General features: G+C 69.7%; 27 protein-coding genes and 5 tRNA genes. 14 read left to right on the forward strand and 18 right to left on the reverse strand.

The genetic code is table 11. From position 1 onward, the window contains the following. Nucleotides 1–8 precede the first annotated feature (8 nt). From acpS to HNQ70_RS01495, 9 genes are all read left to right on the forward strand, one after another. Nucleotides 9–431, forward strand: a complete 423-nt coding sequence (gene acpS / locus HNQ70_RS01455; protein WP_183964264.1) for a holo-ACP synthase — start codon at nt 9–11, stop codon at nt 429–431. Further along, the gene (gene nagZ / locus HNQ70_RS01460) at nt 428–1381 is read left to right on the forward strand and encodes a beta-N-acetylhexosaminidase (protein WP_221302588.1); all 954 of its coding nucleotides are present in this window, start codon (nt 428–430) and stop codon (nt 1379–1381) included. The genes acpS and nagZ overlap by 4 nt, the downstream gene beginning before the upstream one ends. A 64-nt stretch (nt 1382–1445) precedes the next feature. After that, complete coding sequence (gene uvrC, locus HNQ70_RS01465) at nt 1446–3467, forward strand: excinuclease ABC subunit UvrC (RefSeq protein WP_343060581.1); 2022 nt, start codon at nt 1446–1448, stop codon at nt 3465–3467. 51 nt (nt 3468–3518) lie between these two features. Then, entirely contained in the window at nt 3519–4076 is a 558-nt protein-coding gene (gene pgsA, locus HNQ70_RS01470; protein ID WP_183963578.1) for a CDP-diacylglycerol--glycerol-3-phosphate 3-phosphatidyltransferase, read from the forward strand. Nucleotides 4077–4163: 87 nt separating this feature from the next. Beyond that, nucleotides 4164–4239: transfer RNA gene (locus tag HNQ70_RS01475), tRNA-Gly, on the forward strand. A 125-nt stretch (nt 4240–4364) separates the two neighbouring features. Next, nucleotides 4365–4438: transfer RNA gene (locus tag HNQ70_RS01480), tRNA-Cys, on the forward strand. Between the two features lie 15 nt (nt 4439–4453). Next, a complete protein-coding gene (locus HNQ70_RS01485) occupies nt 4454–5329 on the forward strand; it encodes a peptidoglycan DD-metalloendopeptidase family protein (protein WP_183963580.1) in 876 nt (291 codons plus the stop codon). 99 nt (nt 5330–5428) lie between these two features. Next, nucleotides 5429–5504, forward strand: a tRNA-Gly gene (locus HNQ70_RS01490). Nucleotides 5505–5570: 66 nt separating this feature from the next. Beyond that, a tRNA-Cys gene (locus tag HNQ70_RS01495) sits at nt 5571–5644 on the forward strand. Between the two features lie 121 nt (nt 5645–5765). Here the strand turns inward: HNQ70_RS01495 and HNQ70_RS01500 are convergent. Next, entirely contained in the window at nt 5766–6329 is a 564-nt protein-coding gene (locus HNQ70_RS01500) for a DUF2062 domain-containing protein (RefSeq protein ID WP_221302589.1), read from the reverse strand. Between the two features lie 150 nt (nt 6330–6479). Here HNQ70_RS01500 and HNQ70_RS01505 point away from each other — a divergent pair, with 150 nt between their 5' ends. Genes HNQ70_RS01505 through HNQ70_RS01520 form a run of 4 tightly spaced genes read left to right on the forward strand, consistent with a single transcriptional unit; the run spans nt 6480 to nt 10388 of the window. After that, complete coding sequence (locus tag HNQ70_RS01505) at nt 6480–8027, forward strand: long-chain-fatty-acid--CoA ligase (protein WP_183963584.1); 1548 nt, start codon at nt 6480–6482, stop codon at nt 8025–8027. A gap of 46 nt (nt 8028–8073) precedes the next feature. Then, complete coding sequence (locus HNQ70_RS01510; RefSeq protein ID WP_246434537.1) at nt 8074–8949, forward strand: enoyl-CoA hydratase-related protein; 876 nt, start codon at nt 8074–8076, stop codon at nt 8947–8949. A 28-nt stretch (nt 8950–8977) separates the two neighbouring features. Further along, the gene (locus HNQ70_RS01515; protein WP_183963588.1) at nt 8978–9982 is read left to right on the forward strand and encodes a phosphotransferase family protein; all 1005 of its coding nucleotides are present in this window, start codon (nt 8978–8980) and stop codon (nt 9980–9982) included. 4 nt (nt 9983–9986) lie between these two features. After that, nucleotides 9987–10388, forward strand: coding sequence for a DUF6285 domain-containing protein (locus HNQ70_RS01520; protein WP_246434539.1), 402 nt, complete (start codon nt 9987–9989; stop codon nt 10386–10388). A gap of 365 nt (nt 10389–10753) precedes the next feature. Here the strand turns inward: HNQ70_RS01520 and HNQ70_RS01525 are convergent, their stop codons facing one another. Together HNQ70_RS01525 and HNQ70_RS01530 are read right to left on the reverse strand one after the other, a co-directional pair. Further along, nucleotides 10754–11662, reverse strand: coding sequence for a recombination-associated protein RdgC (locus HNQ70_RS01525; protein ID WP_183963591.1), 909 nt, complete (start codon nt 11660–11662; stop codon nt 10754–10756). Nucleotides 11663–11853: 191 nt separating this feature from the next. Beyond that, nucleotides 11854–12810 (reverse strand): cyclase family protein, encoded by a 957-nt coding sequence (locus HNQ70_RS01530; protein ID WP_343060582.1) that lies wholly within the window; start codon nt 12808–12810, stop codon nt 11854–11856. Nucleotides 12811–13025: 215 nt separating this feature from the next. On the opposite strand from HNQ70_RS01530, the gene HNQ70_RS01535 reads away from it, so the two are divergent. Continuing rightward, a tRNA-Leu gene (locus tag HNQ70_RS01535) sits at nt 13026–13113 on the forward strand. 82 nt (nt 13114–13195) lie between these two features. On the opposite strand, the gene HNQ70_RS01540 is transcribed toward HNQ70_RS01535, so the two are convergent. The 15 genes from HNQ70_RS01540 to HNQ70_RS01610 all read right to left on the reverse strand — a co-directional run bounded on the left by HNQ70_RS01540 (nt 13196) and on the right by HNQ70_RS01610 (nt 24748). Next, entirely contained in the window at nt 13196–13594 is a 399-nt protein-coding gene (locus HNQ70_RS01540) for a hypothetical protein (RefSeq protein WP_183963595.1), read from the reverse strand. Nucleotides 13595–14502: 908 nt separating this feature from the next. Beyond that, the gene (locus HNQ70_RS01545; protein WP_183963596.1) at nt 14503–14751 is read right to left on the reverse strand and encodes a hypothetical protein; all 249 of its coding nucleotides are present in this window, start codon (nt 14749–14751) and stop codon (nt 14503–14505) included. 379 nt (nt 14752–15130) lie between these two features. Beyond that, nucleotides 15131–16237 (reverse strand): phage major capsid protein, encoded by a 1107-nt coding sequence (locus HNQ70_RS01550; RefSeq protein WP_183963597.1) that lies wholly within the window; start codon nt 16235–16237, stop codon nt 15131–15133. 21 nt (nt 16238–16258) lie between these two features. Beyond that, the gene (locus tag HNQ70_RS01555) at nt 16259–16783 is read right to left on the reverse strand and encodes a hypothetical protein (RefSeq protein WP_183963598.1); all 525 of its coding nucleotides are present in this window, start codon (nt 16781–16783) and stop codon (nt 16259–16261) included. A gap of 50 nt (nt 16784–16833) precedes the next feature. After that, nucleotides 16834–17409, reverse strand: a complete 576-nt coding sequence (locus tag HNQ70_RS01560; RefSeq protein ID WP_183963599.1) for a hypothetical protein — start codon at nt 17407–17409, stop codon at nt 16834–16836. After that, on the reverse strand, nt 17390–18394 hold the full coding sequence (locus HNQ70_RS01565; protein WP_183963600.1) for a YdaU family protein: 1005 nt from the start codon (nt 18392–18394) through the stop codon (nt 17390–17392). Before HNQ70_RS01565 ends, HNQ70_RS01560 begins: the two co-directional genes overlap by 20 nt. Continuing rightward, nucleotides 18391–18714: a hypothetical protein gene (locus tag HNQ70_RS01570; protein ID WP_183963602.1), complete on the reverse strand. Its 324-nt coding sequence runs from the start codon at nt 18712–18714 to the stop codon at nt 18391–18393. Before HNQ70_RS01570 ends, HNQ70_RS01565 begins: the two co-directional genes overlap by 4 nt. Then, nucleotides 18711–19166 (reverse strand): hypothetical protein, encoded by a 456-nt coding sequence (locus tag HNQ70_RS01575; protein ID WP_183963604.1) that lies wholly within the window; start codon nt 19164–19166, stop codon nt 18711–18713. Before HNQ70_RS01575 ends, HNQ70_RS01570 begins: the two co-directional genes overlap by 4 nt. Beyond that, nucleotides 19163–19552 (reverse strand): hypothetical protein, encoded by a 390-nt coding sequence (locus HNQ70_RS01580; RefSeq protein WP_183963607.1) that lies wholly within the window; start codon nt 19550–19552, stop codon nt 19163–19165. The genes HNQ70_RS01575 and HNQ70_RS01580 overlap by 4 nt, the downstream gene beginning before the upstream one ends. A gap of 8 nt (nt 19553–19560) precedes the next feature. After that, nucleotides 19561–19758 (reverse strand): hypothetical protein, encoded by a 198-nt coding sequence (locus tag HNQ70_RS01585; protein ID WP_183963609.1) that lies wholly within the window; start codon nt 19756–19758, stop codon nt 19561–19563. Further along, nucleotides 19751–20017 (reverse strand): hypothetical protein, encoded by a 267-nt coding sequence (locus HNQ70_RS01590; protein ID WP_183963610.1) that lies wholly within the window; start codon nt 20015–20017, stop codon nt 19751–19753. Before HNQ70_RS01590 ends, HNQ70_RS01585 begins: the two co-directional genes overlap by 8 nt. Nucleotides 20018–20324: 307 nt before the next feature. Further along, nucleotides 20325–20591, reverse strand: coding sequence for a hypothetical protein (locus HNQ70_RS01595; protein WP_183963611.1), 267 nt, complete (start codon nt 20589–20591; stop codon nt 20325–20327). Further along, nucleotides 20579–21157, reverse strand: a complete 579-nt coding sequence (locus HNQ70_RS01600; protein WP_183963612.1) for a hypothetical protein — start codon at nt 21155–21157, stop codon at nt 20579–20581. The genes HNQ70_RS01595 and HNQ70_RS01600 overlap by 13 nt, the downstream gene beginning before the upstream one ends. A 321-nt stretch (nt 21158–21478) precedes the next feature. Continuing rightward, nucleotides 21479–23716 (reverse strand): phage/plasmid primase, P4 family, encoded by a 2238-nt coding sequence (locus tag HNQ70_RS01605; protein ID WP_183963613.1) that lies wholly within the window; start codon nt 23714–23716, stop codon nt 21479–21481. Nucleotides 23717–24457: 741 nt separating this feature from the next. Next, nucleotides 24458–24748 (reverse strand): helix-turn-helix transcriptional regulator, encoded by a 291-nt coding sequence (locus HNQ70_RS01610; protein ID WP_183963614.1) that lies wholly within the window; start codon nt 24746–24748, stop codon nt 24458–24460. Nucleotides 24749–25132 lie beyond the last annotated feature (384 nt).

Here is a 25132-nt window from a genome sequence, read left to right on the forward strand (position 1 = left end):
CCGGCGCCATGATCTACGGGATCGGCACCGACATCGTCATGGTGCGGCGGGTGGACGACCTGCTCGCCCGCTACGGCGAGCGCTTCGCGCGCCGGGTGCTGGGCCCCGAGGAACTCGACGAGTACCGCCGCCGTCATGGCCGTGGGGCGCACGGTCCCGCCTACGCGGCGCGCTACCTGGCCAAGCGCTTCGCGGCCAAGGAGGCGTTCTCCAAGGCCATCGGCCTGGGGCTGCGCGGCCCGATGACGCTGCTCTCGCTGCAGATCCTCAACGACGCCCGCGGCAAGCCGGTCGCGCATCCGCGCAAGGCCCTCGAGCCCTGGCTGCGCGAGCGCGGCCTGGTCGCCCACGTCTCGGTCACCGACGAGCAGGAGGCGGTGGTCGCCTTCGTGGTCGTCGAACGCGTCACCCCCCAGGAAACCTCTCCATGACCCTCGCTTCCGGTCCGGTCGTCCTCGACGTCGCCGGCCTGGAGCTCACGGCCGCAGACCGCGAGCTCCTGATCCACCCGCTCACGGGCGGCGTGATCCTCTTCGCCCGCAACTTCGCGTCGCGCGACCAGGTCGCTGCGCTGTGCGCCGATATCCGCGCATTGCGCCCCGGCCTGCTGATCTGCGTCGACCACGAGGGCGGACGGGTGCAGCGCTTCCGCGAGGGCTTCACCGCGATCGAGCCGATGCGCGCGCTCGGCGAGCTCTGGGACCGGGACGTGCTCGCCGCCTGCAGGCGCGCCACCGAGATCGGCCAGATCATCGGCGCCGAGCTGCGCGCAGTGGGCGTCGACCTCAGCTTCACGCCGGTGCTCGACCTGGATCACGGGCTGTCCAGGGTGATCGGCGACCGCGCCTTCCACGGCGACCCGCGGGTGGTGACGCTGCTGGCCAAGAGCCTCAACCACGGCCTGCTGCTGTCCGGGATGGCCAACTGCGGCAAGCATTTCCCGGGGCACGGCTTCGCGCATGCTGACTCGCACTTCGAGCTGCCGATCGACGAGCGCAGCCTCGGGACGATCCTGGCCCAGGATGCCGCGCCCTACGGCTGGCTGGGGGACGCGCTGAGCGCGGTGATGCCTGCGCACGTCATCTACCCGGAGGTCGACGCGCTGCCGGGCGGGTTCTCGCGCATCTGGCTGCAGAAGATCCTGCGCCGCAAGCTCGATTTCCGCGGACTGATCTTCTCCGACGACCTCACGATGGAAGCGGCCACCGTCGTCGGCGACATCGTCGAGCGCGGCCATGCGGCGCTGGCGGCGGGCTGCGACATGGTGCTGGTGTGCAACCGCCCCGACCTCGCCGCGGAACTGCTCGAGGGTTTGCGCTGGAAGCGCAGCCGCGCGTTCACCGAGCGCCTGGCGCGGCTGCGGCCCGCAGATCCCGCCTGAGGCGAGGCCGGTGGCCGGCGCCGCGCCGCGCCGCGCCGCGCCGCGCCGACCCGGAGCCGACCACGTGAACGATCTCCCCCAGAGCGACACTCCGCCGCCCTTCGATCCGAAGCCGGTGCTGGCGCGCCTGCCCAACCGGCCCGGCGTCTACCGGATGGTGGACGAGGGCGACACGGTGCTGTACGTCGGCAAGGCGCGCGACCTCAAGAAGCGGGTCTCGTCCTATTTTCAGAAGACGCTGGCCAGCCCGCGGATCGCGCACATGGTGGAGCGCATCCGGCGCATCGACACCACCGTCACACGCTCCGAGGCCGAGGCGCTGCTGCTCGAGAGCAACCTCATCAAGAGCCTGCAGCCGCGCTACAACATCCTGTTCCGGGACGACAAGTCCTACCCCTACCTGAAGATCAGCGGACATGGCTTCCCGCGGGTGTCCTACTACCGGGGGGCGGTGGACCGGCGCAGCCAGTACTTCGGTCCTTATCCCAGCGCCTGGGCGGTGCGCGAGGGCATCCAGGTGCTGCAGAAGGTGTTCCGGCTGCGCACCTGCGAGGACACGGTGTTCTCCAACCGGTCGCGGCCCTGCCTGCTCCACCAGATCCGGCGCTGCAGTGCTCCCTGCGTCGGCGCGATCGACGCCGAAGCCTATGCGCGCGACGTCGCCGACGCGGTCCGCTTCCTGCGCGGCGGACAGGCCGAGATCCTCCAGGACGTCGAGGCCCAGATGCACGCCGCGGCGCAGGAGCTGCGCTTCGAGGAAGCCGCGGTGCTGCGCGACCGGATGAGCTCGCTGTCGCGCGTGCTGCATCAGCAGGCGATGGATACTCACAGCGACGTGGATGCCGACATCGTGGCGGTGGTGATCCGCGGCGGCCGGGTCTGCGTGAACCTGGCGATGGTGCGCGGCGGACGCCACCTCGGCGACAAGGCGCACTTCCCGCTGCATGCCGGCGACGCGCTGGGCGCGCTGCAGGAGGAGGCGCCGGACGACGAGGCGGCGGAGCGCCGGGCGGCGGAACACCAGGTGCCAGGGGGCGAGGCGCCTGAAGAGGACGCACATCGGGACGGAGCAGAGCAAGGCGGCACGGGCGATGCGGTGCCGATGGCGGCAGTGCTGGAGGCCTTCGCCGCCCAGCATTACGCGTCGGCCTTCATTCCGCCGGTGATCGTGGCCAGCGCCGAGGCGCCGTCCCGGGCGCTGCTCGAGATGCTCGAGCAGCAGGCCGGCCGGCCGGTGAACTGGGTGGGGCGCTCCATCGGGCAGCGCAGGCGCTGGCTGGAGATGGCCGAGCAGAACGCGGAGCTCGCGCTGGCGCGCGTGCTGGCCGAGGAAGGCTCGCAGACCCAGCGCACCCGTGCGCTCGCGACGCTGCTGGGTATCGACGGCGATGCCGACCTGGACCGGCTGCGCATCGAGTGCTTCGACATCAGCCACACGATGGGCGAGGCGACCCAGGCTTCCTGCGTGGTCTATGCGCACCATGCGATGCAGTCCGCCCAGTACCGGCGCTTCAACATCGAGGACATCACCGGAGGCGACGACTACGCAGCGATGCGCCAGGTGCTCACCCGCCGGTATTCGCGGCTCGCCGCGCAGGCCGAGGAGGCGCAGCAGGGCGAAGCCGTCGGCGAGGAGGCGCGCCTGCCCGACGTGGTGCTGATCGACGGCGGACGAGGGCAGGTCGAGATCGCCCGCCAGGTGTTCGAGGAACTGGGCCTGGATGCGCGGCTGCTGGTGGGCGTGGCCAAGGGCGAGGGACGGCGCGTGGGCCTGGAAACCCTGGTGTTCGCCGACGGGCGCGAGCCGCTGGCGCTGGGGCGCGATTCCGCGGCGCTGATGCTGGTCGCCCAGATTCGCGACGAAGCGCACCGGTTCGCGATCACCGGCATGCGTTCGCGCCGCGCCAAGGCCCGCAATACTTCGCGTCTCGAGGAGATCGACGGGGTGGGGCCGCGCAAGCGCCAGCGGCTGCTGGCTCGGTTCGGCGGCTTGCGTGGCATCATGGCGGCCAGTGTCGAGGATCTCGCCTCGGTGGAGGGCATCTCGCGTGCGCTGGCCGACGAGATCTACCGCCGACTGCACTGACCCCCGTCCCAACCGCCAGGCGAACCCTCCGGCCATCCCGTCCCGCTTCCGATGAATCTCCCGAACCTGCTCACCTGGCTGCGCGTGCTTGCGATCCCGCTGTTCGTGGCGCTCTTCTATCTGCCGCTGGCGGCCGGGACGGTGAACCTGGTGGCGACCGTGCTGTTCGTCGCCGCGGCGGTGACCGACTGGGTCGACGGCTACCTCGCCCGCCGGCTCGGGCAGACCTCGGCCTTCGGCGCCTTCCTCGATCCCGTGGCCGACAAGCTGCTGGTCAGCGCGGCGCTGATCATGCTGGTGGAGTTCGGCAGGGTCGAGGGGCTGGTCGCGCTGATCATCATCGGCCGCGAGATCACGATCTCGGCGCTGCGCGAGTGGATGGCGCAGATCGGCGCGCGCGCGAGCGTTGCGGTGCACTCCATCGGCAAGCTGAAGACGGTGGCCCAACTGGTCGCAATTCCGCTGCTGCTGCTCGACCGGACCGTGTTCGGCTTCCTCGACACGCGGGCGATTGGCACCTGGCTGCTGTACGCCGCTGCCGTGCTCACCGTCTGGTCGATGTTCTACTACCTGCGCCGGGCCTGGCCCTATCTGAAGGAATCGCTCTGAAAGCGCTCTGGAAGCGGTTTCGCAGCCCTGGTTTGACAGGCTCGAAAAGCGCGCTATAATTTCGGTCTGCATCGCAATGATTGCAACGCGGGAATAGCTCAGTTGGTAGAGCGCAACCTTGCCAAGGTTGAGGTCGCGAGTTCGAGACTCGTTTCCCGCTCCAGAATTCAAGAAAAGGGAAGCCACGCTTCCCTTTTCTTTTTTGTAGCGCCCTGGCGGTGGACTGGCAGCAGTCTGGTCCTTTCTCGGCGGTTCTTCGACGGATGCCGGTTGCGGCGTCCGGCCTCTGGCGGGGTGGCAGAGTGGTCATGCAGCGGCCTGCAAAGCCGTGTACGCCGGTTCGATTCCGACCCCCGCCTCCAGTCAGACTACCCCCCGTGACCCGAAACCTCCTGAATCGCACCCTGCGAATCGTCGCTGCTCGTGCCGCCGCCGCCTGCCTCGCGCTCGCCGTCGCGGCCCCAGTCTATGCGTTCGACCTGCCCCGGCATCGCAGCGTGCCCGGCGGGGTGGCGATCGTCGATCTCGGGCCGGCGCAGGCGCGCCCGCAGGTCGCCCTCGACGGCGAGCCGATCCTGGTGGTCGGCAACCCGGCTGGATGGAAGGCGGTGGTGGGCATTCGTCTCGACACCGACCCTGGCACGCGCGAGCTCGTCGTGCGGCGCGATGGCGACGCCGGGCAGCGCCTGCCGCTGGCGGTGGCGCCGGTGCGCTACGCCGAGCAGAGCCTGCGGGTGGCACCAGGCAAGGTCGATCTCTCGCCGGAGGATCTTGCGCGCTACGAGCGCGAGCGCGCGCACCTTGCGGACGTGGCGGCCACCCGCACCGAAGCGGCGCCCGCATCGCTGCAGCTGCTGCAGCCGGCGCCGGGGCGGCGCTCAGGCACCTTCGGCCTGCGCCGCGTCTTCAACGGTCAGTCGCGCAATCCGCATAGCGGCATGGACATCGCCGCGCCGACCGGGACCGCGGTGGTCGCGGCGGCGGCAGGGCGGGTGATTGACACCGGCGAATATTTCTTCAATGGCCGCACGGTCTGGCTGGACCACGGCAGTGGCCTGCTGACGATGTACTGCCACCTCGACTCGGTCTCGGTGCGCGCCGGCGACACCGTCGAGGCCGGCGAGCGCATCGGCGCGGTCGGCGCCACGGGCCGGGTCACCGGCCCGCACCTGCACTGGTCGGTGAGCCTGAACCGCGCGATGGTCGATCCCGCGCTGTTTCTCGACGCATCTGGGGCCGGCGCGGCGAAGTGAGGGCCACCCCGGCGCTGTTCCCATGCGGCGCTCCCCGGCGAACGCAGGACCTGTCCGCCGATGCGGTATACTCCTGCCTCGCAACAAATCGTTTGCAGCGCGGGAATAGCTCAGTTGGTAGAGCGCAACCTTGCCAAGGTTGAGGTCGCGAGTTCGAGACTCGTTTCCCGCTCCAGCTTTCTGAAGGGAAGCCTTGCTTCCCTTTTTCGTTGATGGCGCCGCTCGGCGCCATCGCACCCCTGGCGGGGTGGCAGAGTGGTCATGCAGCGGCCTGCAAAGCCGTGTACGCCGGTTCGATTCCGACCCCCGCCTCCAGTGACTCCCCGGTCGTCCCTTGCGCGTGCTGCGCATCCCCGCGCGGCAATGACGCGCCGCAGACGCGCCGCGCCCGCGCTCATGCTCGCCGCGCCCGCGCTCATGCTCGCCGCGCCCGCGCTCAGGCCCGCCGCCGGCGTCTCCGTTGCCAGACGACCCGCGCCCTCCATGCGAGCATGATCAGCCCATAGGCGAGCAGGCCCGCGCAGATCGCCAGGATCGAGAGGCCCAGCAGCAGCGGCTTGCCGAGTGCGAGGATGCCCTGCCAGACGCCGCGCCACCAGGCGGCCTCCACCGGGCTGGCCTCCGACGACGGCGCGTTCGACACGGCCGGCGCTGTCGGTACCTGGCCCGCGGCGGTCTCCGGTTCGCCGAGGAGGGCGGAACCGAGGCGGTGCGCCGCGAGGTAGATCGGGGCGAAGGTGACCGGGTTGGTGACCAGCGTGCTCGCCACTGCCGCCGGCACGTTGGCGCGCAACAGCACGGCGGCGCCCGCTGCGAACGGAATCTGCGCGATCGGGATCAGCAGCCCGAAGAACACGCCCAGCGAGACCCCCACCGCAACGCCGCGGCGACTGAAGTGCCAGAGCCTGGGATGCATCAGGCCCGGGCCGAGCCAGCGCAGCCAGCGGTTGGACTGGATGCGCTCTCGGTCGGGCAGGAATCTGCGGAATCTCGCGTTCATGGTGGACATCGGTTACTGGGTCGCTGCCGCGCGGCGGCGCTTTCAGCGCGATCATGCAGCGTCCAGCGAATTTCGTCCGTTCGGACGATTGGCAGCCCGCGACGCGCCCCTGAGGATCGCTTCGTCCCCAAGGGAAGGAGCAAGACGTCCATGCTGGTCAGCGACATCCCGGCGGTGGCGGCGCATCGCGCCACCGCCGCCTCCCGCCTGCATTTCGAGGAGCGCTCGGTCTCCTATGCCGAGTTGCGCGACCGTTGCGCGCGGCTGGCCGGCGCGCTGTCGGAACTGTTCGAGCGCGGCGAGCGGATCGCGCTGCTGTCGCAGAACCGCATCGAGTACCTGGAGTGCTACTACGGCGTGCCGGCCGCCGGCATGCTGCTCACCCTGCTCAACACGCGGCTGTCGATCCGCGAGCTGGCCTACATCCTGAACGACGCCGAGCCGGCGCTGCTGATCGTGGAGGCGCAGTTCCTCGGGCACGCCGAGCAGTTGTCCGCGCTCGTGCCCTCGCTGCGGCGCATCGTGGTGATCGGTGAGGCGCAGGCCGGGCAGCTGGCCTACGAGACCCTGCTCGAGGGCGGCCGGGGGGCGCCGGCGCCTGCGCGTCCGCACGAGGACGACCCCGCCTGGCTGCTCTACACCAGCGGCACCACCGGCCACCCAAAGGGCGTGCCGCTGACCCACCGCAACCTGATTGCGGGGCTGCTGAACACCATGTGCGCCTTCGAGCAGCGCGAGCTCGAGGTGGCGTTGTTCATGTTCCCGGCCTTCCACATCGCCGGCTACGTGCTGGGCAACTACCTGCTGCGCGGCTATCCGATCGTTCTGATGCGCGGCTTCGAGGCCGGCGCCTACTTCGATGCGGTGGAGCGCCACGGGGTCACGACGCATGCGATCGCGCCGACCATGCTGGCGATGCTGCTCGACGATCCGCGCGTCGCGACCGCCGACGTCTCCAGCCTCTGGCAGATGGGCTATGGCTCGTCGGCGATGCCGCCGGAGACCATGAGACGCGCGTTCGAGCGCTGGCCTGCGCTCGGCTTCTCCACCGCCTTCGGGATGACCGAGCTGTCGGGCAACGTCGCCTACTACTCGCGCGCGGACCACGTTCACGCGCTGGAGCATGACCATGCGCTGCTGTCAGCCTGCGGGCGGGAGATGCCGCTGGCCAGCATCCGGATCGTCGACTCCGACCGGCGCGACCTGCCGGTCGGCGAGGCCGGCGAAATTCTCGTCAAGGGCGACCAGGTCTTCACCGGCTACTGGCGCAACGAACAGGCCAACCGCGAGGCCTTCACCGACGGCTGGTTCCACACCGGCGACGTGGGCCGCTTCGACGAGCAGCGCAGGCTGTTCCTGGTCGACCGCAAGAAGGACATGATCATCAGCGGCGGCGAGAACGTCTATTCCCGCGAGGTGGAGGACGTGCTGTGCACCCATCCCTCGGTGGCTGAAGTGGCCGTGGTGGGAGCGCCGGACGCGAAGTGGGGCGAGACGGTGGTGGGGGTGATCCGCCTGCGCGAGGGCGCGCCGGCCGACGAGGCGGCGCTGGACGCCTGGTGCCGTGAGCGGCTGGCCGGCTACAAGCGGCCGCGGCGCTACCTCTTCGTCGAAGAGCTGCCCAAGACAGCATCGGGGAAGGTGCAGAAGGCGCGCCTGCGCCAGGGACTCAAGGCCGGCGCCGATGGCGGCGGTTGAATCACGACAGCTGCGCCGCGCGCGCAACGATCAAAGGAGAAATCGCTTGAACTACGAACAGATCACCGCGGTCAACGAGGACGGCGTGCTCGTCCTCACCCTGAACCGGCCCGACAAGCTCAACGCCTACACGGCACAGATGGGCCGCGAACTCTCTCATGCGTTCAACAGCGCCAGCGATGACGACTCGGTGCGCGCGATCGTCGTCACCGGGGCCGGCCGCGGCTTCTGTGCCGGCGCCGACATCTCGGGCGGCACCGGGGCCTTCGGCGACGACGGCGGCGCCAAGCTGTTCGGCGACCGCGGCGCGGCGGCCCCCGAGGGCGGCCGCAAGGACGCCAGCTTCATCGAGGCGATGTTCAACTGCACCAAACCGTCGATCGCGGCGATCAACGGCGCTGCGGTGGGCGTGGGCATCACCCTCGCGCTGCCGATGGACATCCGCATCGCGTCTGCCGACGCGAAGTTCGGATTCGTGTTCGCGCGCCGCGGGCTCACGCCCGAGGCGGGCAGCGCCTGGTTCCTGCCGCGCATCGTCGGGCTGCCGCAGGCGCTGCGCTGGTGCTATTCGGGCAAGGTCTTCGGTGCGGAGGAAGCTCTGCGCGGCGGACTGGTCTCGGAGGTGGTGCCGCCCGAGCAGCTGCTCGCCAAGGCAATGGAGATCGCCCGCGAGATCGCCGACGAGTGCGCGCCGGTGTCTATCGCGCTCACCCGCCAGCTGCTGTGGCGCTTCACCGGCGACCCCACCCCGATGGGGCTGGTCGAGGTCGATTCCACGCTGAACCGCCAGCTCGGCGCCGGCCCCGACGTGCGCGAGGGGGTGGCGTCCTTCTTCGAGAAGCGCAAGCCCAGGTTCCCGGGCAGGGTCTCCACCGACATGCCGGCGGCCTATCCCTGGTGGAACGATGGCAGGGACGCATGAGCCCGGCCGGCGAGACGAGGAGGGTGCGATGACGACCGACTCAGCTCAGCTGCGCTTTCGAGACGCGCTGCAGGCCCTGGCGCTGGCACTGGTGCCCGGGGCTGCCCGCATCGAGGCCCTGCGCCGGCTGTCGGCCGGCGCGACTCTGGAGACCTGGTCCTTCGACGTGGCGGGCGCCGGCGAGACGGTCGGGATGATCCTGCGCCGTGCGCCGGGCGGGCTGCGCGCCGAAGGCACGCTGCCCCTGTCGACCGAGGCGGAGGTGATCCGGGCGGTCGCGGCCGCCGGCGTTCCCGCGCCGGAAGTGCGCTGGGTGCTCGCTCCCGCCGATGGCCTGGGCGACGGCTTCCTGATGACCCGGATTCCCGGCGAGACCATCGCGCGCAAGGTGCTGCGCGACGCGGAGTTCGCGCAGGTGCGGCCGCGGCTTGCGCATCAGCTCGGCGCGATTGCCGGCGCGGTGCATGGGGTGGACGTCAGCCGGCTGCCGCAGCTGGCCCTGCGCGACGCGCCACGGACGCTCGAAGGCCTGGAGCGGCGCCACCTGGGCATGAGCCGGCCGCGGCCGGTATTCGACCTTGCCCTGCGCTGGCTGCGCGAGCGGATGCCCGCGCCGCTGGAGAAGCCGCAGCTGATCCACGGCGACTACCGGAATGGCAACGTGATCTTCGGGCCGGAAGGGGTGCGCGCGGTGCTGGACTGGGAGATCGCGCACCTGGGCGACCCGATGGAAGACCTCGCCTACCTGTGCATCCCGCCCTGGCGCTTCGGCCAGATCGACCTGCCGGCGGGCGGGCTGGGCACGCGCGAGCAGCTCTTCGAGGGCTACGAATCGGCGACCGGCGTGAAGGTGGACCGCGAGCGGGTCCGTTTCTGGGAGGTGCTCTCCAGCCTGCGCTGGGGCGTGGGCTGCGCGAGCATGGTGGAGTGGTTCCGAAGCGGGCGCGACACCTCGGTGGAGCGCGCGATGATCGCGCGCCGTGCCTCCGAGAACGAGCTCGACCTGTTGCGCGCGATGAGCGGGAGGGATTGACATGATGGATGAACCGACCGGCGCCGAGCTGCTCGGCACCGTGGCCAGATACCTGCGCGAGACGCTGCTGCCGAAGCTGCCGCCCGAGGCGGTGTTCCACACCCGGGTGGCGGCCAACGCAGTCGACCTGGTGCGCCGGCAGCTGGAGCTGGGCGCAGGACTGGAAACCGAGGAACTCGCGCGGCTGCGCGCGCTGCTGGGCCGCGAAGGCTCGCTGGACGAACTGAACCGGGCGCTGTCCGAGAGGATCTCGGCGGGCGAGCTCGGCGAGCGGACCCCGGGCCTGATGGAGCACCTGTGGGCGACCACGCTGGCGAAGATGGCGGTCGACCAGCCCGCTTACGCGTCCTATCGCCGCGAGCTCGAACTGCGGCAAGGCGAGGGCGCGGAACCGTCGGGAGGCTGATTCCCGAACGGCAAGGGCTGCACGGGCCGGATCTGCAGCGACAGGACCCGGAAAAGACAAAGCCCCGCAATCGATCTGCGGGGCTTTGCGTGCTTGCCACACGTGGTGGTTCGCGTAGTCGCCTCAAGGCGACCGGTACCGGCCTTCGTTCACCGGCTTGAGCTCTGGGGTCGTGCAGGCTTCATCGATAATTTCGCCCTCCACTCTCGCCGTCGCTTGCGACGAGGGGCCGGGCTTTCAGCCCCACCCGACTGCCGTGCGACGATTCAAGTGAACCGCGTCCGGCGCCCCAGGTCAAGCACTGGATGTCGCGGATGCGGCGCATTCGTGATTTTCATCAGCAAAGGCCGACGGCCGGCCCCGGTTCAGGGCTGGGCGGGGGGCTCGCCGCCCAGCGCGTCGACCAGGTCGTCGAGGAGCTTCGCGAGCTCGCCGGTCATCAGCATCATGTCGGAATCGAAGCGCTCCTCGGCGCCCGAGTCGCCGGCATCGCCAGCGCCTTCCTTGAGCACGTCCAGGGGGCGCACCCGACGGATCTCGAGCCGGTCGGTGAGCAGGAAGCTGATCCGGCCGGCCCAGGTGAGGGCGAGCTTGGTGCAGTCCTTGCCCGCCTTGACGTGGCGCGCGATCTCCTCCTGCTCCAGCGACTGGTTCGCATAGCGGACCGTGGCCTTGCCGCCGCGCGCCTTCAGTTCGACGTCCTGGTCGACCGTGAAGCCGGGGGGAGGATCTTCGGCCTGGATCCAGGCGGTCATCGCCCCGGCGACCGAACCAGTCACCTTGAGCGGGCGCGCGGGAAAGCCCTCGATGCAGCGCCCCATCAGCTCGTAAACCTCCTCGGCCCGGCCCGCGGACGCGGCGTCCACCGCCAGCCAGCCGTTGGCGCGGTCGATCCAGGCGCGGGTGTCGTTCGACAGGCTGAAGGCCCGCGGCAGCAGTTCGTCGCGTACCTGCTCCTTGAGTTCCTTCATGCGCTTGCGGCCAGGCTTGAAGCCTTCGGCCGCCTCGATCTGCTCGGCGCGCTGGCGCACCACCTGGGTGACGACCTTGGCGGGAAGCAGCTTCTTCTCCTCGCGCAGCGCGACCAGCAGCTGTCCCTGCACCGAATGCACGAGGGTCGAGGCGCCTTCGCGCGGCGGCACCCAGCCGACACTGCGCTCCTCGATGCTGGTGGCCTGTGCGAACGCGCGCTCGCGCAGGCGCTCGTCAAGGGATTCCGGGGACACATCCCAGCCGCGGGGGATGCGATAGACGATCAGGTTCTTGAACCACATGGGCGGGCGAGTCTCGGGGGGTCGGGAGGGGCGTGAGTATGCCTTATGGGGTGAAGGGTGAAGGGTGAAGGGTGAAGGGTGAAGGGTGAAGGGGGAAGGGGGAAGGGGGAAGGGGGAAGTGGGAAGGGGGAAGGGGGAAGGGGGAAGGGGGTGGCGCGCCCGGCGGCCTTGGCGGCCGGGCGCGCTGGCGATCAGCGGATCGCGACGGGGTTGATCATCGACTGCACCGCGCCCTTGTACTTGGCGTGGCCGAGCACGAACATGAACTCGTAGGCCTTGTCCTTGGCGAGCGCGGCGGTGCCCATGCCCTCCAGGATGAAGGTGCCGGTCTGCGCCAGCAGGATCTGATGCACTTCGAACAGCCCCGAGTCCTTCTCGAAGGGGATCGCCTCCAGTGCCGCGGTGTCAGCGCCGATCGCGACGACGCCTTTGGAGGTCAGGTAGCGAGCACCGCCCACGCCGAGACCGGGCTGCATGGCGACGAACTTCTTCGGGTCCTTCTCTGCCATCGACGCCCATCCGGTATGGAACAGCACCACGTCGCCCTCGCGGATCTCGACGCCCTGCTTCTTCGCGGCGCCGTCGATCTCGGCCTGGTTGAAGGGAGTTCCCTCCTTCACGACGTCCACTCCGAGGTAGGCGGCCATGTCGAGCAGCACGCCGCGCGTGACGATCGGGGGCACCTTGTCGATGCCGAGCTTGGTCAGCCCGCCGATCTGCGCGAAGTCCTTCGCGTGATTGCCGTTGTAGTAGACGTTGTCGATGCCGACGTGGCCCAGGCCGTCGAGCTGGCTGCCCATGCCGATCCAGCAGTTCAGGATGTCATCGTTGTAGCTCATCTTCTTCGGGCCCAGCGTGGTGCTCTGGGCCTGGCCCGGCTGGACGATGTAGATCTTGCATCCGCGCGGATCGTAGGCCGGGGTGGTCGACGACACCACCTGTCCGAGTTCGTACACCTTGCCGGTCTTGATCAGGCGGGCCGCATCGAGCACCAGCTTGGGCTTCAGGTAGTTCGCGGCGCCGATCTCGTCGTTCGGGCCCCACTTGGACTTGGTCCAGTCCGCCTGCTGGGCGCCGGCGAGGGAGGACGCGAGCGCAAGCGAGGCGGCGATCGTCGAGAGCAGGGCGGTGCGGGTCGGTTTCTTCACGGTGTCTCCTCTATTTTCTAGTTGGATGTTCCCGGCCGCAGCGTCGAGCGCCTGCGGACCGGGCGGGCTCATCTTCGACGCCGCTTGGGGCCGCGTCAATCGCCGGGAACGCTGCGCCCATGCCGAAGCGTGGCTGCGGTGCCCGGCGTGGCGTGCATCGGGCTGTCGAATCGAGACGACGCCGGTCCCTATAATGCGCACGCGCTCCTGCACGGGCCCCGATGGCGGAATTGGCAGACGCACCGGACTTAAAATCCGGAGCCCGAAAAGGGCGTGCGGGTTCGAAACCCGCTCGGGGCACCATTCTTCAAGGGGTGCGTGAAAAATAGGCAGGCAAAAAACGGGCTCGGTCTACACAAGGTCTACACTTCTCCGGCCGCCGCGCTCAACAGCCGCCACCAGCTCGGGGGCGCCGTGGTCGAGGACTTCGCGGGCGCGCTCGGTTCTTGCGCTTCGTCTCTTCGATGTCGGCGCGCATTGATTCGTTGTCGGCGGCGAGCTTCGCCAGATGCCGAAGCTGATCCTTTCCTGCTGCGACGGCAGCGGCCTGAACGTCCTTCGGTGCGCGCGCTGCATTCGCCGCCGCGCTCACGCTCACCTCGCCACGCTCAACAGCCGCCACCAGCTCGGGGGCTCCGTGGTCGAGGACTTCGCGGGCGCGCTGGACGGATCGACGGCCGACATTCAGCAGCTCGGCGGCAGCGTCCTGGCTTACCGCGGGTGCGCCAATTGGCGCATGCTGATTCGCACCCTTGCGCAGCTTCGCCAGCTTCCCCGCCACCATCGCCCGCTGGCTCTCGTCCAGGTGCCGGCGGTGCAGGTTGAGCGAGACGACGATGCGGCCCGCCGTAGCGGCCCCACAAGGCGACAAAAAGCCCGGCGGGCACCGAAGCACCGGCCGGGCTGTTTCGACGCACTGTGGCGCGTTCTATGGGCCAGTCATTCCTCGCCGTCGCCCAGGTGGCCACGGACGTGGCGGTAGAGGGTCTGGCGATTCTGTTCCTGCTCCGCTGCAGACGGTTCGGTATCCAGCGCGGCCCCGTAGATGATGAACAGCAGGTCTCGCGCTCGAATGCTCAGGCCCCGGAGGGCGTACAGGCTTTCGGCGTCGATCCGCGAGCAGTGCCTCGGCTGCTTCCCCGAGCATCCGCACGCGGTCCTCTCGCGTGAACGCGGCGGGCATTCGGCTGCGGTTGAAGGGATCGAAGGGGACCGGCATTCGGCAGGGCTCGCCACGTGCGCAGGAGAAGGCCGGCTCGCGCTTCGTCGGACACGCGAGACGGTGCGCGCAGCGTACAGCACTCCGGGCTCATTTCGTGAGCCCGCCTAGATTCGCCAATTGGCGAAGCTTCCGGCACTCCGCACGCGCGCGGGCTGGAGGCTTGGCGTTGCGTAAGTGCATCAATTGAGGCACTTCCCCCACCCCGCACGCGCGCGGGTAGGAGGCAGGTGCATCAATTGATGCAGCTCGATTCGCGCCCCCACCCCTCACGCGCGCGGGTAGGAGTGGCGCTGCGTCAAGGCATCAATTGATGCCTTGCCCCCACCCCTCACGCGCGCGGGTAGGAGGCACGCGAGGGTTCTCCCTCGCGCTGCTCGCACCAGGAGAAGGCCGGGCGTGTCGGGTCAACCTGGCCGAGCCACGGTCAACCGGACAGGCAACCTTTCCGGCCGGCAACAGAAGATGTTGTCCTAGCGCGGACGCCAGGGCTCCCACTGCTCCCAAATCCAGTAGTTCGCTCGCCCGCTGTCCAGGCGATGCACCAGGCGCACGCGCAGGCGCCATACCCGGTCTGGCTTGTCGAGTACGATCTTCAGCCGGCCGCCGTCGTCCAGTGCGGCCTGGACGCGAGCGAACGCCACCGGATCACGCAGGGCGAGCCGCCACAGAATGTTCCGCTGCAGCGCCTCGGCGTCCTGCGGCCAGGTGTCAGGATGCATCTTCAGGTCGGGCGAGAATGGGGGCGCCCTTGCTCCGGTCTCCCAGGCCGCAGGCGCGGTGCCTGCCGAGTCGCAAGGTCATCTCGGCAGGCGCGGTGCCAGGCATCAGAACTGCGGACGGCCAGCAGCGAACGTCTTGCAGCTCCAGTCGCGCGCCCATGCCTGGCCTGGTCAGCACGCCCAGGCGCCGGCCGGCGCCGACATCGCCCCCACCGCATCCAGAGAGGAATCGGGTGCGCTTCGCGTACGCGATGGAGCACGCGGCCCACAGAAGCGCGGCGGCCGAAGCCGCGTGGTGCCCAGCCATAGGCGAGCGCTCCTTTCGGATTCGCCGGCCTATGGCGGGACACGTCTCGGCCGGCGGCGCCCCGATGCACCGTTACGCGCCGTCGCCGCGGTACAGACCGCGGTAGTCGACGGCCTTCGCTGCGAAGTCCAGCGAGCACTTCATCTCGACGGCATCGGTCGCGAACGACGTCCTCGACTCGATCCGCGGACCCTCGGCGCCCGCCAGGTACGCATACTCGACCGTATCGCAGGCACCAGGCGCCGCGGCCAGGTACCACGCCGATGCGCTCAGGCCCGAGAGCAGCGGCTCGACCACCGGCTCCAGCGACGTGCGGCCGCCGGCGCGGAACTCGTTGACGTCGCCCGGCTTGGCCGGCACGTAGTTGTGCGATGTGAGCTGGTAGGCGGTCTGCTCCAGCTCGCCCGGCACGATGAGGAAAGCGGGCGCGATGTTCAGCACCTCGCCCTGAAGTCCCTTCTGGGCTCGCATCGCCGCCCGGCCGGCGGCCAGCGCGCTGGCCTGCAAAGCAGAGCCAGAGCCGGTGCCCAGGTTGCCGCGGGATGTGTGGAACAGCGGCACGCCGTCGGCCATGTTCGGGTTCGCGGTGAGCTGCGCGTACACCGTGCGGTTCTCCAGCCTGGCGGCCGCCCCAGCGAAGGCCGAGATGAGCCGGTCGAAAGCGCGAAGATCGTCGTTGACGATCGCCTGCCGCGTCAGCGAGACGATGCGTCCGAAGGTCGTCAGCGCGTAGGTCTCGCCGCTGTCGGTCATCGTGCCGTACCGGATCTCGCCGTGCTCGTTGACCTGCAGCAGCTCGGGCGCGGCCGAGAGCTGCACCACGTTCACCGGGCGGAAGTCCTGCAGGTCGGGTGCTCGCCGTGCCCACAGTCGATAGGTGCGCGGTGCACCGGCGTACGCGTCGGACAGACGCTTGTTCGCCACGTTCGCCAGCAGCGACGGGAAGTCGGCCCCGCCCTGGGATCGGACGTTCATCATCAAGCCCAGCACTTCGCCGGCGGTCTTGCCGCGGGTCTCGATCCCGTTCAGGGCCAGCAGGTCGCGCCCGGCGCCGACCAGCGTGGTCCCGGCCTTCTGGCGACCCAGGTCGTCCAGGCGAACGCGCGGGTCGAGGCGGTGGAGCAGGGCGCTTTCGAGCGCTCGGAAGGCGTGGGGCCGCGCAGCGGTTGCGGTGTTCATCATCAAGTCCTCCGTGTTCGGTCAGTCGAGAGTGATTCCGGCCGCATCCGCGTTTCGAACCAGCTCATCGCGGGCGGACGTCAGCTTGTCGAGTTCGGCGTCGATGCGGGTCAGCTCGGCGGCGCGCTGCTCGGCGGTCATCGCGTTGGGCGGCCAGTCCTGCATCGCGTCGATCGTCGCGGCAACGGCCTTTTCTGCCTGGTCCCGAAGCAGGAAGCACAGCGCCTGGTCGAGCGCACGCGGGTCGACGTCCGTCGCCGGAAACAGGGTCGGCCTGCCAGGGCCCGCGACGTGTTCATGGATGCCCATCCGGAAGCCCTGGATGGCGAACGGTCGCACCGCCTGCTGCATCATGGTCTCGTAGCCCGAGGCCGCCGCCCGCATGCGGCCCGCGATGAAGCTCTTGACGACGGACTTCGCCGCGGGGGCGGCCTCCACCGTGGAGCGCTTGCGCTGCAGCTCCAGGATGCGTTCGTCGAGGTCGCGCTTCTGGGCGCTTGCGGACTGGATGACGCTTCGAAGTCCGAGGAAGTCGGGAAGTTTCACGGGTGCTCGCTCCGGGTTGATCTCACCCACAGCGTACGCACCGCCGACTGTCAAATCCTGGCCGGAAAATGTCGGTGCCGGATCACGCGGTACACCTGCCGTACGGTCAGGAAGTCACCACCGTTGTGGCGGCTCGCCCAGAACAGGCACCGACCCAGCTCGTCGGCATGCGCCGGCGGCCTGGGCAGATCGCGCCAGCGGCGCCAGTCGCCACGGGTGATGAAACGCCGCCAGGCCGCGTGCAGCGCGACCGCCGTCGTCCAGGGGCCGTTCGCCTGCACCAGCGGCACGGCCGCCAGAAGCGCCCGGTCGCGAAACAGCCGGTCACGCTGGGCGCGGGTGCGTGGAGCGCCCAGGAGGTCCTCCAGCGACTCGCCGTCGCCCTCGATCCAGCCGGCGCACGCGGCGGCCAGGCGGTGAACGTCGGCCGGCGTGGGGCGGCCCGCCGCAACCCGCGCGACGAAGGCCAGGAACGCGTCGGGCGCCTCGCCGTCGTCATCACCGGCCGGCGGGCCGAGGTCGGCCATCACGCCGGTGGCCACCAGGCCCACAGCGTGGTCGACCGGCTCTCCCGCGGTGGCGGCCCCGGCCTGGCCTTCGAGCTGCTCAGGCCCGCGCATGCTCACCGGTCGCGGCGCCGACCGCACGTTGCCCGCCGGCAGCCGCCAGCGCCGTGCGGATGCGCTGGCGGAACTCCTGCCACCCCTCGCCGGTGCGCGGCTGCATGCCCAGCTCCGATCCCTTCGCCAGCGTGGCCTCGTCGGTCGACCACCAGGCCGCGGCGGGCTTCTTCGGCCGCCTGGCGGTCTCGCGCTGGGTCCTCGCCACGGCGGCCAGGTACCCCAGGTTCATCGGCCGAGGCGCGGTTGGCGACATCGCCGCCACCGCCAGCGCCTCGACCAGCTCGGGCAGCGTGAACCCATCGGCGACCAGGGCCAGCAGCTCGGGGTGAGAGGCGCCGCAGCGCACGCCACGCCGACGCAGCTCGGCTGCGATCGGTGCGCCCGGGTCCGGCGGCGGTGGCGAGCCCGACGCACCGCGCGAGTCCGCCGGTGGACCGGACGGGCTGGCACCGATGGCGCGCAGGATCTCGGCCGCATCGGCGACGTCGACATCCTGGGCAAGCCCTGGGCCGTCCTCCACCGCCGAATCCGCGAACGGCCCTCGCGCGTCATCGGTAGGAGGAGATTCGATGGTTGTAGATGTTCTTGGTGTTGGTGTTGGTGTTGGTGTTGGTGTTGGTGGCATTGCATCGGCATTGCTGCGGCATTGCTGCGGCATAGCTGCGGCATTGCCGGGGCCGTGCCAGCGCTTGTTCGCCTTGTCGCGCTGCTTCTTCTGCAGCGACTGCATGCGCTCGATCTCCTCCTCGCAGCGCCGGTGTGCCCAGCCGTCATCGCCGAGAACGAAGAACTCGCGTAGCACCGCTTCGACTTCGGCCGCATGAGCACGCAGGCGCACAAGCCTGGCGACCTCCAGCGGATCGGCCGGGAGCGGCGCCTCGCGCAGGTAGTACGCGTCCAGCATGCGGCGATAGGCCAGATCCTCCATCGGGTCCAGGTGCGCGGTGTGGGCCGCGTAGTCGCCCAGGTGAAACGGGTAGTAGTTCATCCGCGCCTCCCGATCGGTTCGCCGCGACGCAGCTCGGCGGCCGTCGCATCCTCAAGCAGCGTGGCGGACATCTCGGCCAGCACGTGCATGGCCTGCAGCAGCCCGAAGCGCTGGGACTGCGAGAGCACCAGGCGCGGTTCATCCGTGCTCTGCTCCAGCTCATGAGCCAGCAGCAGCTCCAACAGCGCCTCGATCGACGCCAGCGCCACGCCGGCCCGCTCGATCGCGTGCGCGCAGCGGAACCCGAAGACCGACGCCAGCTCGCGGCGTTCGGCCTGTCCGAAGCCCAGGGCTTCGACTTCGTTGTGGGTCGTGTTCATTCGGCACCCCTCGCGATGAGCCGGCGCTCGGCCAGCGAACGGATTGACCAGGCGCCGCTTCCGGCGAGTGCGATCGCGGCAGATCCAGGCGGCAGGGCAAGCGCTGCCTCGCCTGCGAGCCGGTCGCGCGTGACGACGAGCGCCCACCAGCCAGGACCGACCAGCACGGCCGCCCAGGTGTCGGCCGACTCTCCGAAGCCGGCGCCCTCCAGCGTGCCCAGCCGCAGCAGCTCGTCAGCGCCGACCGTCTCCGCCGGTGCGGCCTCGGCGACCACGTAGCCCGTGGACGCCGGGTCCGCGGCTGCAGCAGCGCACGCCGCTTCACGGGCCGCCTGGGCTGTTGCGAAGCGGTGCGGCAGCGGTCGGTGCCCGTCGTCGCGCAAGACGATCGGCACCCAGCGGCGAGGCGCCAGGCGGTCGACGATGCCCAGATGAAGCGGGGTGTGGCTCATTGCGGCCTCCCGGGCGCGGGCAACAGCCGCGCGGTGTCGTTGTCGTCCAGGACCAGGACGGCCGGCGGCGCGATCTCCGGTTGGAACTCGGCGTTGAGCGCCGCGATGGCGCCCAGAACCGCGACGGACGCCGCGGTGTGGCGATCGCCGACCGTCACCTTCTTGGCGCAGGCCGGATGCACCGCGTACGACACCTCGCCGGGGAAGCCGGGGTGCTCCATCACGAGGATGGCGATGCTGCGATCCGTCCTGGACCACCGACCGCCGCAGGCAGGGCAGGTGCTGAAGACAATCAACGGCTGTCCTTCAGGGTCCGCAGGGTTCGGGATCACGTCGAAGTCGACGCCGCGCTTCAGCCGCGGGATGACGTCGTGGAAGGGCTTCATCTTCGAGGTCATGGGCGGGTCCTCCGGTCGGCGGCGGCTGCCGCCTCGATGTCGATCAGCAGCAGCGCAGCGCGCTCGGATGCGCGGCAGTAGTCGCGCTGGCCTTGCGCGCCAGCCGCGAAGCGCAGGGCGTCGACCAGGCGCTCGAACAGCTCGCGGTCGAGATGCACGCGGTCATCGGCGGGGCGGGCGGTGGCGTCAATCATCACGGCCCCCTTCGTCCGCGAGGACCGTCGCCCGCCCGGGTGCCACCGACCAGGTGCGGGCGCCCAGGGCCAGCGCCAGCTCGCGGGCCTGCGCGAACGCCTCGCGCATCGTGGCGTGACCGGCGAAGCGGACGGGGCCACGGCCGCCCAGGTAGACAACTGGATGCCAGCGGCGCGGCCTGGGCCTGGCGCGGGACGAGCGGGTAGAGGGAAACGGCGCAGCGGCGGACGCCGGCGCGTGGACGGACTTCGAGCCCATGATGGGTGCTCCTCTTCAGCGGTTGAGTACCGCCACCCGACGCCAATCGGGTGAGCGGGACCGGCAGGGTTGGCGTACCGGGAAGAGGCCGGCAGACCCTTGCGGGTCTCCCCACCGGCCCGCCCATAGGAGCAGAGCCAGTGTGCGGACGAAAAAATACCGCCAGAGCGGCGGTTGTCCGCCTCTTCCGCAGGACGCCAATCCTGCACGCCGGATGTGCCGGCGCAGAGCGAGTGTCGCGCGAAACGGCCACGGGTGCAAGGGCCTGGTGATCAGTGACCAGGCGGTCAAGATGCGGTGCCACGGATCAGCCTTCCCACGGGGCCGAGGCCCGGGTCGACTCGACGTAGGACAGCAGGATCGACGCCACCTCGCCAGCGTTCGGCAGCGCGGCAATGCGAGCACGCAGCTCGGCGAGCGGCGCCTGGCGGGCCTCGGGCCACAGATCGCCCAGCGCGGGCTCGTCACCACCAGCGAGCACGGCCAGGTCGTCCAGGATGCGGTGTGCCGCCGCGCCAGCACCGCCACTGGTGCACAGAGCTGCATCGAGCTGCGCGGCCATCAGGTCGACCATCCAGCCGCGGCGCCGGCATCGGGTGCAGGTGCAGGTGCAGGTGCAGGTGCCGCGGCGCCGGCCGGCTGAGCGAATGCCGCGAGTGCATTGCGGTGTTCGTCGCGTAGCAGGCGCCGGCAAGCCGAGATGTCCGGCTCGGCCGCCACCAGAGACGCCAGGCGATCGCCCAGACCTTCCAGGGCCTCGCGCAGCCCGATCAGCTTGGCGGCCAGCTCGCGTTCCACGTCGGCACGCCGGACCAGCTCGCCGGACATCTCGCGCTCGCGCATGCGTGCGATGGCGGCCTCGGCCGCCTCGCGTTCGGTACGGTGCGCCCAGAAGTCCGGTGCGCCAGTAGCAGCTCGGCCAGGTCGATCGGAGGTCTCGGGAGCCGCTGAGGGCGTCTTGTCCTTCGGCACGCGAGGCCGGCGGACCCTGTTCGCCAGCCACTGGGCGGCGCCCCCGGCAGCATCCACCAGGCCGTCAGGCCCGCGGGTGACGCGCCCCTTGCGAGCTGCGGCGCTCAGAGCCTGCGGGCTGACGCCGACACGGCGGGCCAGCTCGGTGATGGTGATCCGTTCGTGCATTGGGTAAACCTATGAAAACAGAGGCAACGATAGATTAAACATAATGATTGAGCAGCCACTAGCGCGAAGTCGGGGCCGCAATGACCCGTCTGGAAAATGCCCAGGAAGGACCCGCGGTCCGCGGACCATGCGGACCACGCGGACCGGGAACCGCGTCGACCGATCGGCCGGTGGCTGGTCGGGGGCCCCCTGCGACCAGCGCAGCCGGAAAGCGCATGACGCACATGACGGCACCTCCCTTATCGGACGTATGCACGCGCATGTGCGATAAATACGCGCGAGGGGGCAAGACGGTGGATAAAGCACGGGGTGTCATGTGCGTCATGCCTTCGCCGCCGCGTTGCTGTAGGCGGGTTCAGACAGGCCCCGCAGCGCGATGCCCTCGAAGCCCCGGACGTGCATCGTGCGGAAGGGCTTGAACCGCTGCGACATCCGCGCGGCCCACGGATTGACGGACTGCGGGCGCTCGCCGTTCGCCTCTTTCCACCCCGCAAATGACTTGTAGAGCACCGCCGTGGGGGTGCGGTGCGCCGCTCCGGTGACGCAGCATTCATCGACCCACAGCGTGATGTCGTCGTTCGCGTTCAGGTATTCGGCGGATGCGTCGCGCACCTTCTGCGGGATCAGCAGTCCCTCGCGTGCCCACTTGCGAGCGCCGTCGATCATCCAGGCGAGGATGCCGGGGTACTCGGCGCGCAGCTTGTGCGACAGCAGCGGGTCGCAGCGATGACCGGTGAACTTCTCCACGAACGGCACCAGCACCATGCGCCTGGCGATGGCCGGATCGTCGCCCTTGAGTCGGGGCTTGAAGTTGCCCACCACGATGTGCTTCTGGGTCATCTTGAACGTGAAGTGGTCTTGCCGCATGAACCGGGCGGTCAACGTGGCGTCGCCGGTCAGGGACTTGATCCGGGACTCGGCCCAGTAGGCGCCGTCCTCCAGCTCGGACGAGACGGCCAGCCGGCGCCCGCGCAGTTGCGCCAACTCCGTGGGGTGTGCGACATGCTGCTGTCGCATCAGCGCCTCGGCCGGCAGGTTCAGCGCGTAGCTGCCCATCAGCTCCAACATGAGATCCACCAGCACGCTCTTGCCGTTCGCCCCGGTGCCGTAGAAGAAGGGGAGAACCTGCTCCCGCCGGTCTCCGGTCAGGCAGTAGCCGGCCAGCCGCTGCAGGAACTCGACCATCTCCAGGTCATTGCCGAAGATCTCGGACGTGAACCGCAGCCATGTCGGTGTTCGCATGGCCGGGTCCGGTGCGGCGGCGGTCAGGTGCGTGAACAGGTCGCGGTCGGTGACCACGGCCAGCGGCTTGCCGGTCTCCAGGTCGATCGGCCCGGCGGGAGTGTTCAACACCATCGGGTCACGGTCCCAGGCATCGGCCGGAGTGGCGATGCCGCGCTCCGCTCGCGCCAGCGTGAGCACAGCGTTCACGGTCTTCGCGCTGGCGATGCTTCGGCGGGTGTTTGGCGCCACGCCCTTGGAGCGCGAGATCTCCGCGCACATGGGCTTGGCCGTCGAGTAACGCAACAAGGTCTCGTCACGCTGCCAGTGCGTGCCAGCGTTGACCATCCAATCGAGCCCCGGCGACCAGCGGAAGCGCCCCTGCTGCCGCTTGGCGAACAGCGCGGCCAGCCAGATATCCGACTCGATCGGCGCCTGCGAGATCTTCTTCGGCGGCGCTGGCTCGTCGCCCGCCTCCTCCTGGATCTCGTCGCCGTCGATCTCCGGGACATGAGAGGGTGCAAAGCCCTTGCGGCGGGCGCCCCGGATCAGCCGATCCAACTCGGTGCCCATCAGCGCATGTGCGCGCTCCGCGCCCCTGGCCTCGGCCACCTTCTCCGACAGCACGCCCATCGTCGCGCGGATCGTCGCGTCATCAATGCCGCTGGTGACCATGCGACCGACCACGCGCAGCGCGTTGGCATGTACGTCCTCGCCGTCGAGTAGCTGCGCCAGCCAGTCCGGCGCCGTGCCCGCCGACTGCGGTCGCGCCGCCTCGGGGGCGTCCTTCGGAACCTCGGACAGCACCATGTCCACTTGGACGGGGTCGCCGTCGAACTCCCAGGTCACGGCGCCAGCGCGGGCCGTGTAGAGCGGCTGCTCGGGCTTTGAACAGGCGTCGTCGATCTCCACTGGAGCGCCGGCCAGCGCCTGCAGCCGGCCCGCGATGCCACGGCACAGACGACCGTACTCGTCGCGGCTCGCCTCGCGGTCGAGTGCGAAGAACAGGCGCATCTTGAAGATGCCAGCCTCGGGCTTGTGCGATGCCGTCGTGTAGCCGAAGCCGCGCCAGATCTCGGCAGCTTCCAAGATGCTGGACATGTCGATCTCGTCACGCACGCGGTCCAGATCGAGCGCGGCGAAGGCGACCGGGAGCGCCGCTTCGAGGTTGCGCCGGCCGTCGCGCATCGGCCCGCAGACGTACGGGCCATCCTTCTGGGCGAGGGTCGCGGCGCCGGTCAGGACGTGCCTGGTGAAGTCCGGGAACGGCAGACGGACGACGTTGAGCCCATCGGCGTGATGCACGTTGCGGCCCGCCGAGAAGATGATCTCGTTCATGGCCCCATCTCCTCGAACTGCTCTCGGGCCGTGGTCAAGATGGCGGTCTCGGTGCGCTCCCGGAACGATTCTTCAGCACTCATCCGCGGCCAGCAGCTCGGACACAGGGTCGCGGCGAACAGACCCCTCGCGCCCGGAAGCTCAACCAGGCACCAGGCGATGCGCCAGTTCGCAGACAGTGCCCCGCGGGCGTGGCACCCCATGCAGCGCTGCGCGCTCATGGCCGCCCCCTTCCGATCAAGAACTCCGAGAACCCTTCGGAGCCCTCGGCGGCCGCCAGTGCGACCTCCACCGGGTCGACATAGCGCACGGTCACCACACGATGCCCGAGCTGGCGGGCACGGGCGGCGATCCGGGCGGGAGCGCCTGGTGTGCGCCACGCCACGCACGTCGGGCACTCGCCTGATTCGTAGCAAGTGCAGCCCCACGCGGTGAGCGGCCATGCGCGCGAGCTAGCCGGACCGAACCCTTTGAGGCGGAGCCTCCTCATGCCCGCCTCCTGGGCACCGCCGTCGGCGCGAGGAAGCCCATCCAGGCACGAACGGCCGCCGGGCTCACACGCTGCGCCCGCTTGGTGATACGCTTTCGGTTGGTGCTCCTGTCCTCTGCGGTCGGTGCCGGTTGCCTCCGGCCCGCCGCCCCTCTCCTGGGCTTCGTGCTCACGGCAAGACCCTCCCGACAATCTCGGCCACGCCGACCAGCAGGACGGCGACCACGGCCGCCACGATCGCTACTTGAAGGTCACGCATGCCGCGCCTCCGCTGCATGCTTGCTCGGGGTTGCCGCGGCGGCCTGGCCTTCGGGAGACGCCTTCTGCCGCTTGGCCATTGCATAGGCGCGCAGCGATGACCTTACGTGGCGCTTACTGCGCGGGCCGTACCAGACCGGCGGAGGGAAATCTGGGTCGTTCTTCTGCAGCTCGAAGAGCTTCGACATGCCGACGCCCAGCTCAAATGCGGCCTCGCGGTCGGTGATGAATTCGGCCCCGCCCGCCGCAGGGGTCGGCCGCTTGAGATTGCGTTTCGATAGCATTGGAACCTCCGTCAAAAGCTCCGACGGACTCGGGAGGTCCGCCAGATGCTGTTACGGATGTTCGCGCGCGAGTTGTCTCACCTCTAAGGAAAGCGTGAGACTATTTTTAAGCCGAGGCAGACTTCGCTCGCTTGTCGATCCCGCAAGCGGCCGCCTGGCTAGCACTACCCGGCCGGGACGACCAGGCGGTGGTCATCACGGCCGTCACCGCCGTGGCGACCACCGCCTGGTCAACGCGCCCGTCACCGACGTGGTGATGCCCGAAGCAGATCGGGTTGAGCACCACCGCCGTGGCGAGCTGCGCCCGGCTGGACCGTCCAGCGCGATCATGGCGACCACCGCCTGGTCGACGCGCCCGTCACCGACGTGGTGATGCCCGAAGGG

The organism is Quisquiliibacterium transsilvanicum, from assembly GCF_014202215.1.
GTDB lineage: Bacteria > Pseudomonadota > Gammaproteobacteria > Burkholderiales > Burkholderiaceae_E > Quisquiliibacterium > Quisquiliibacterium transsilvanicum.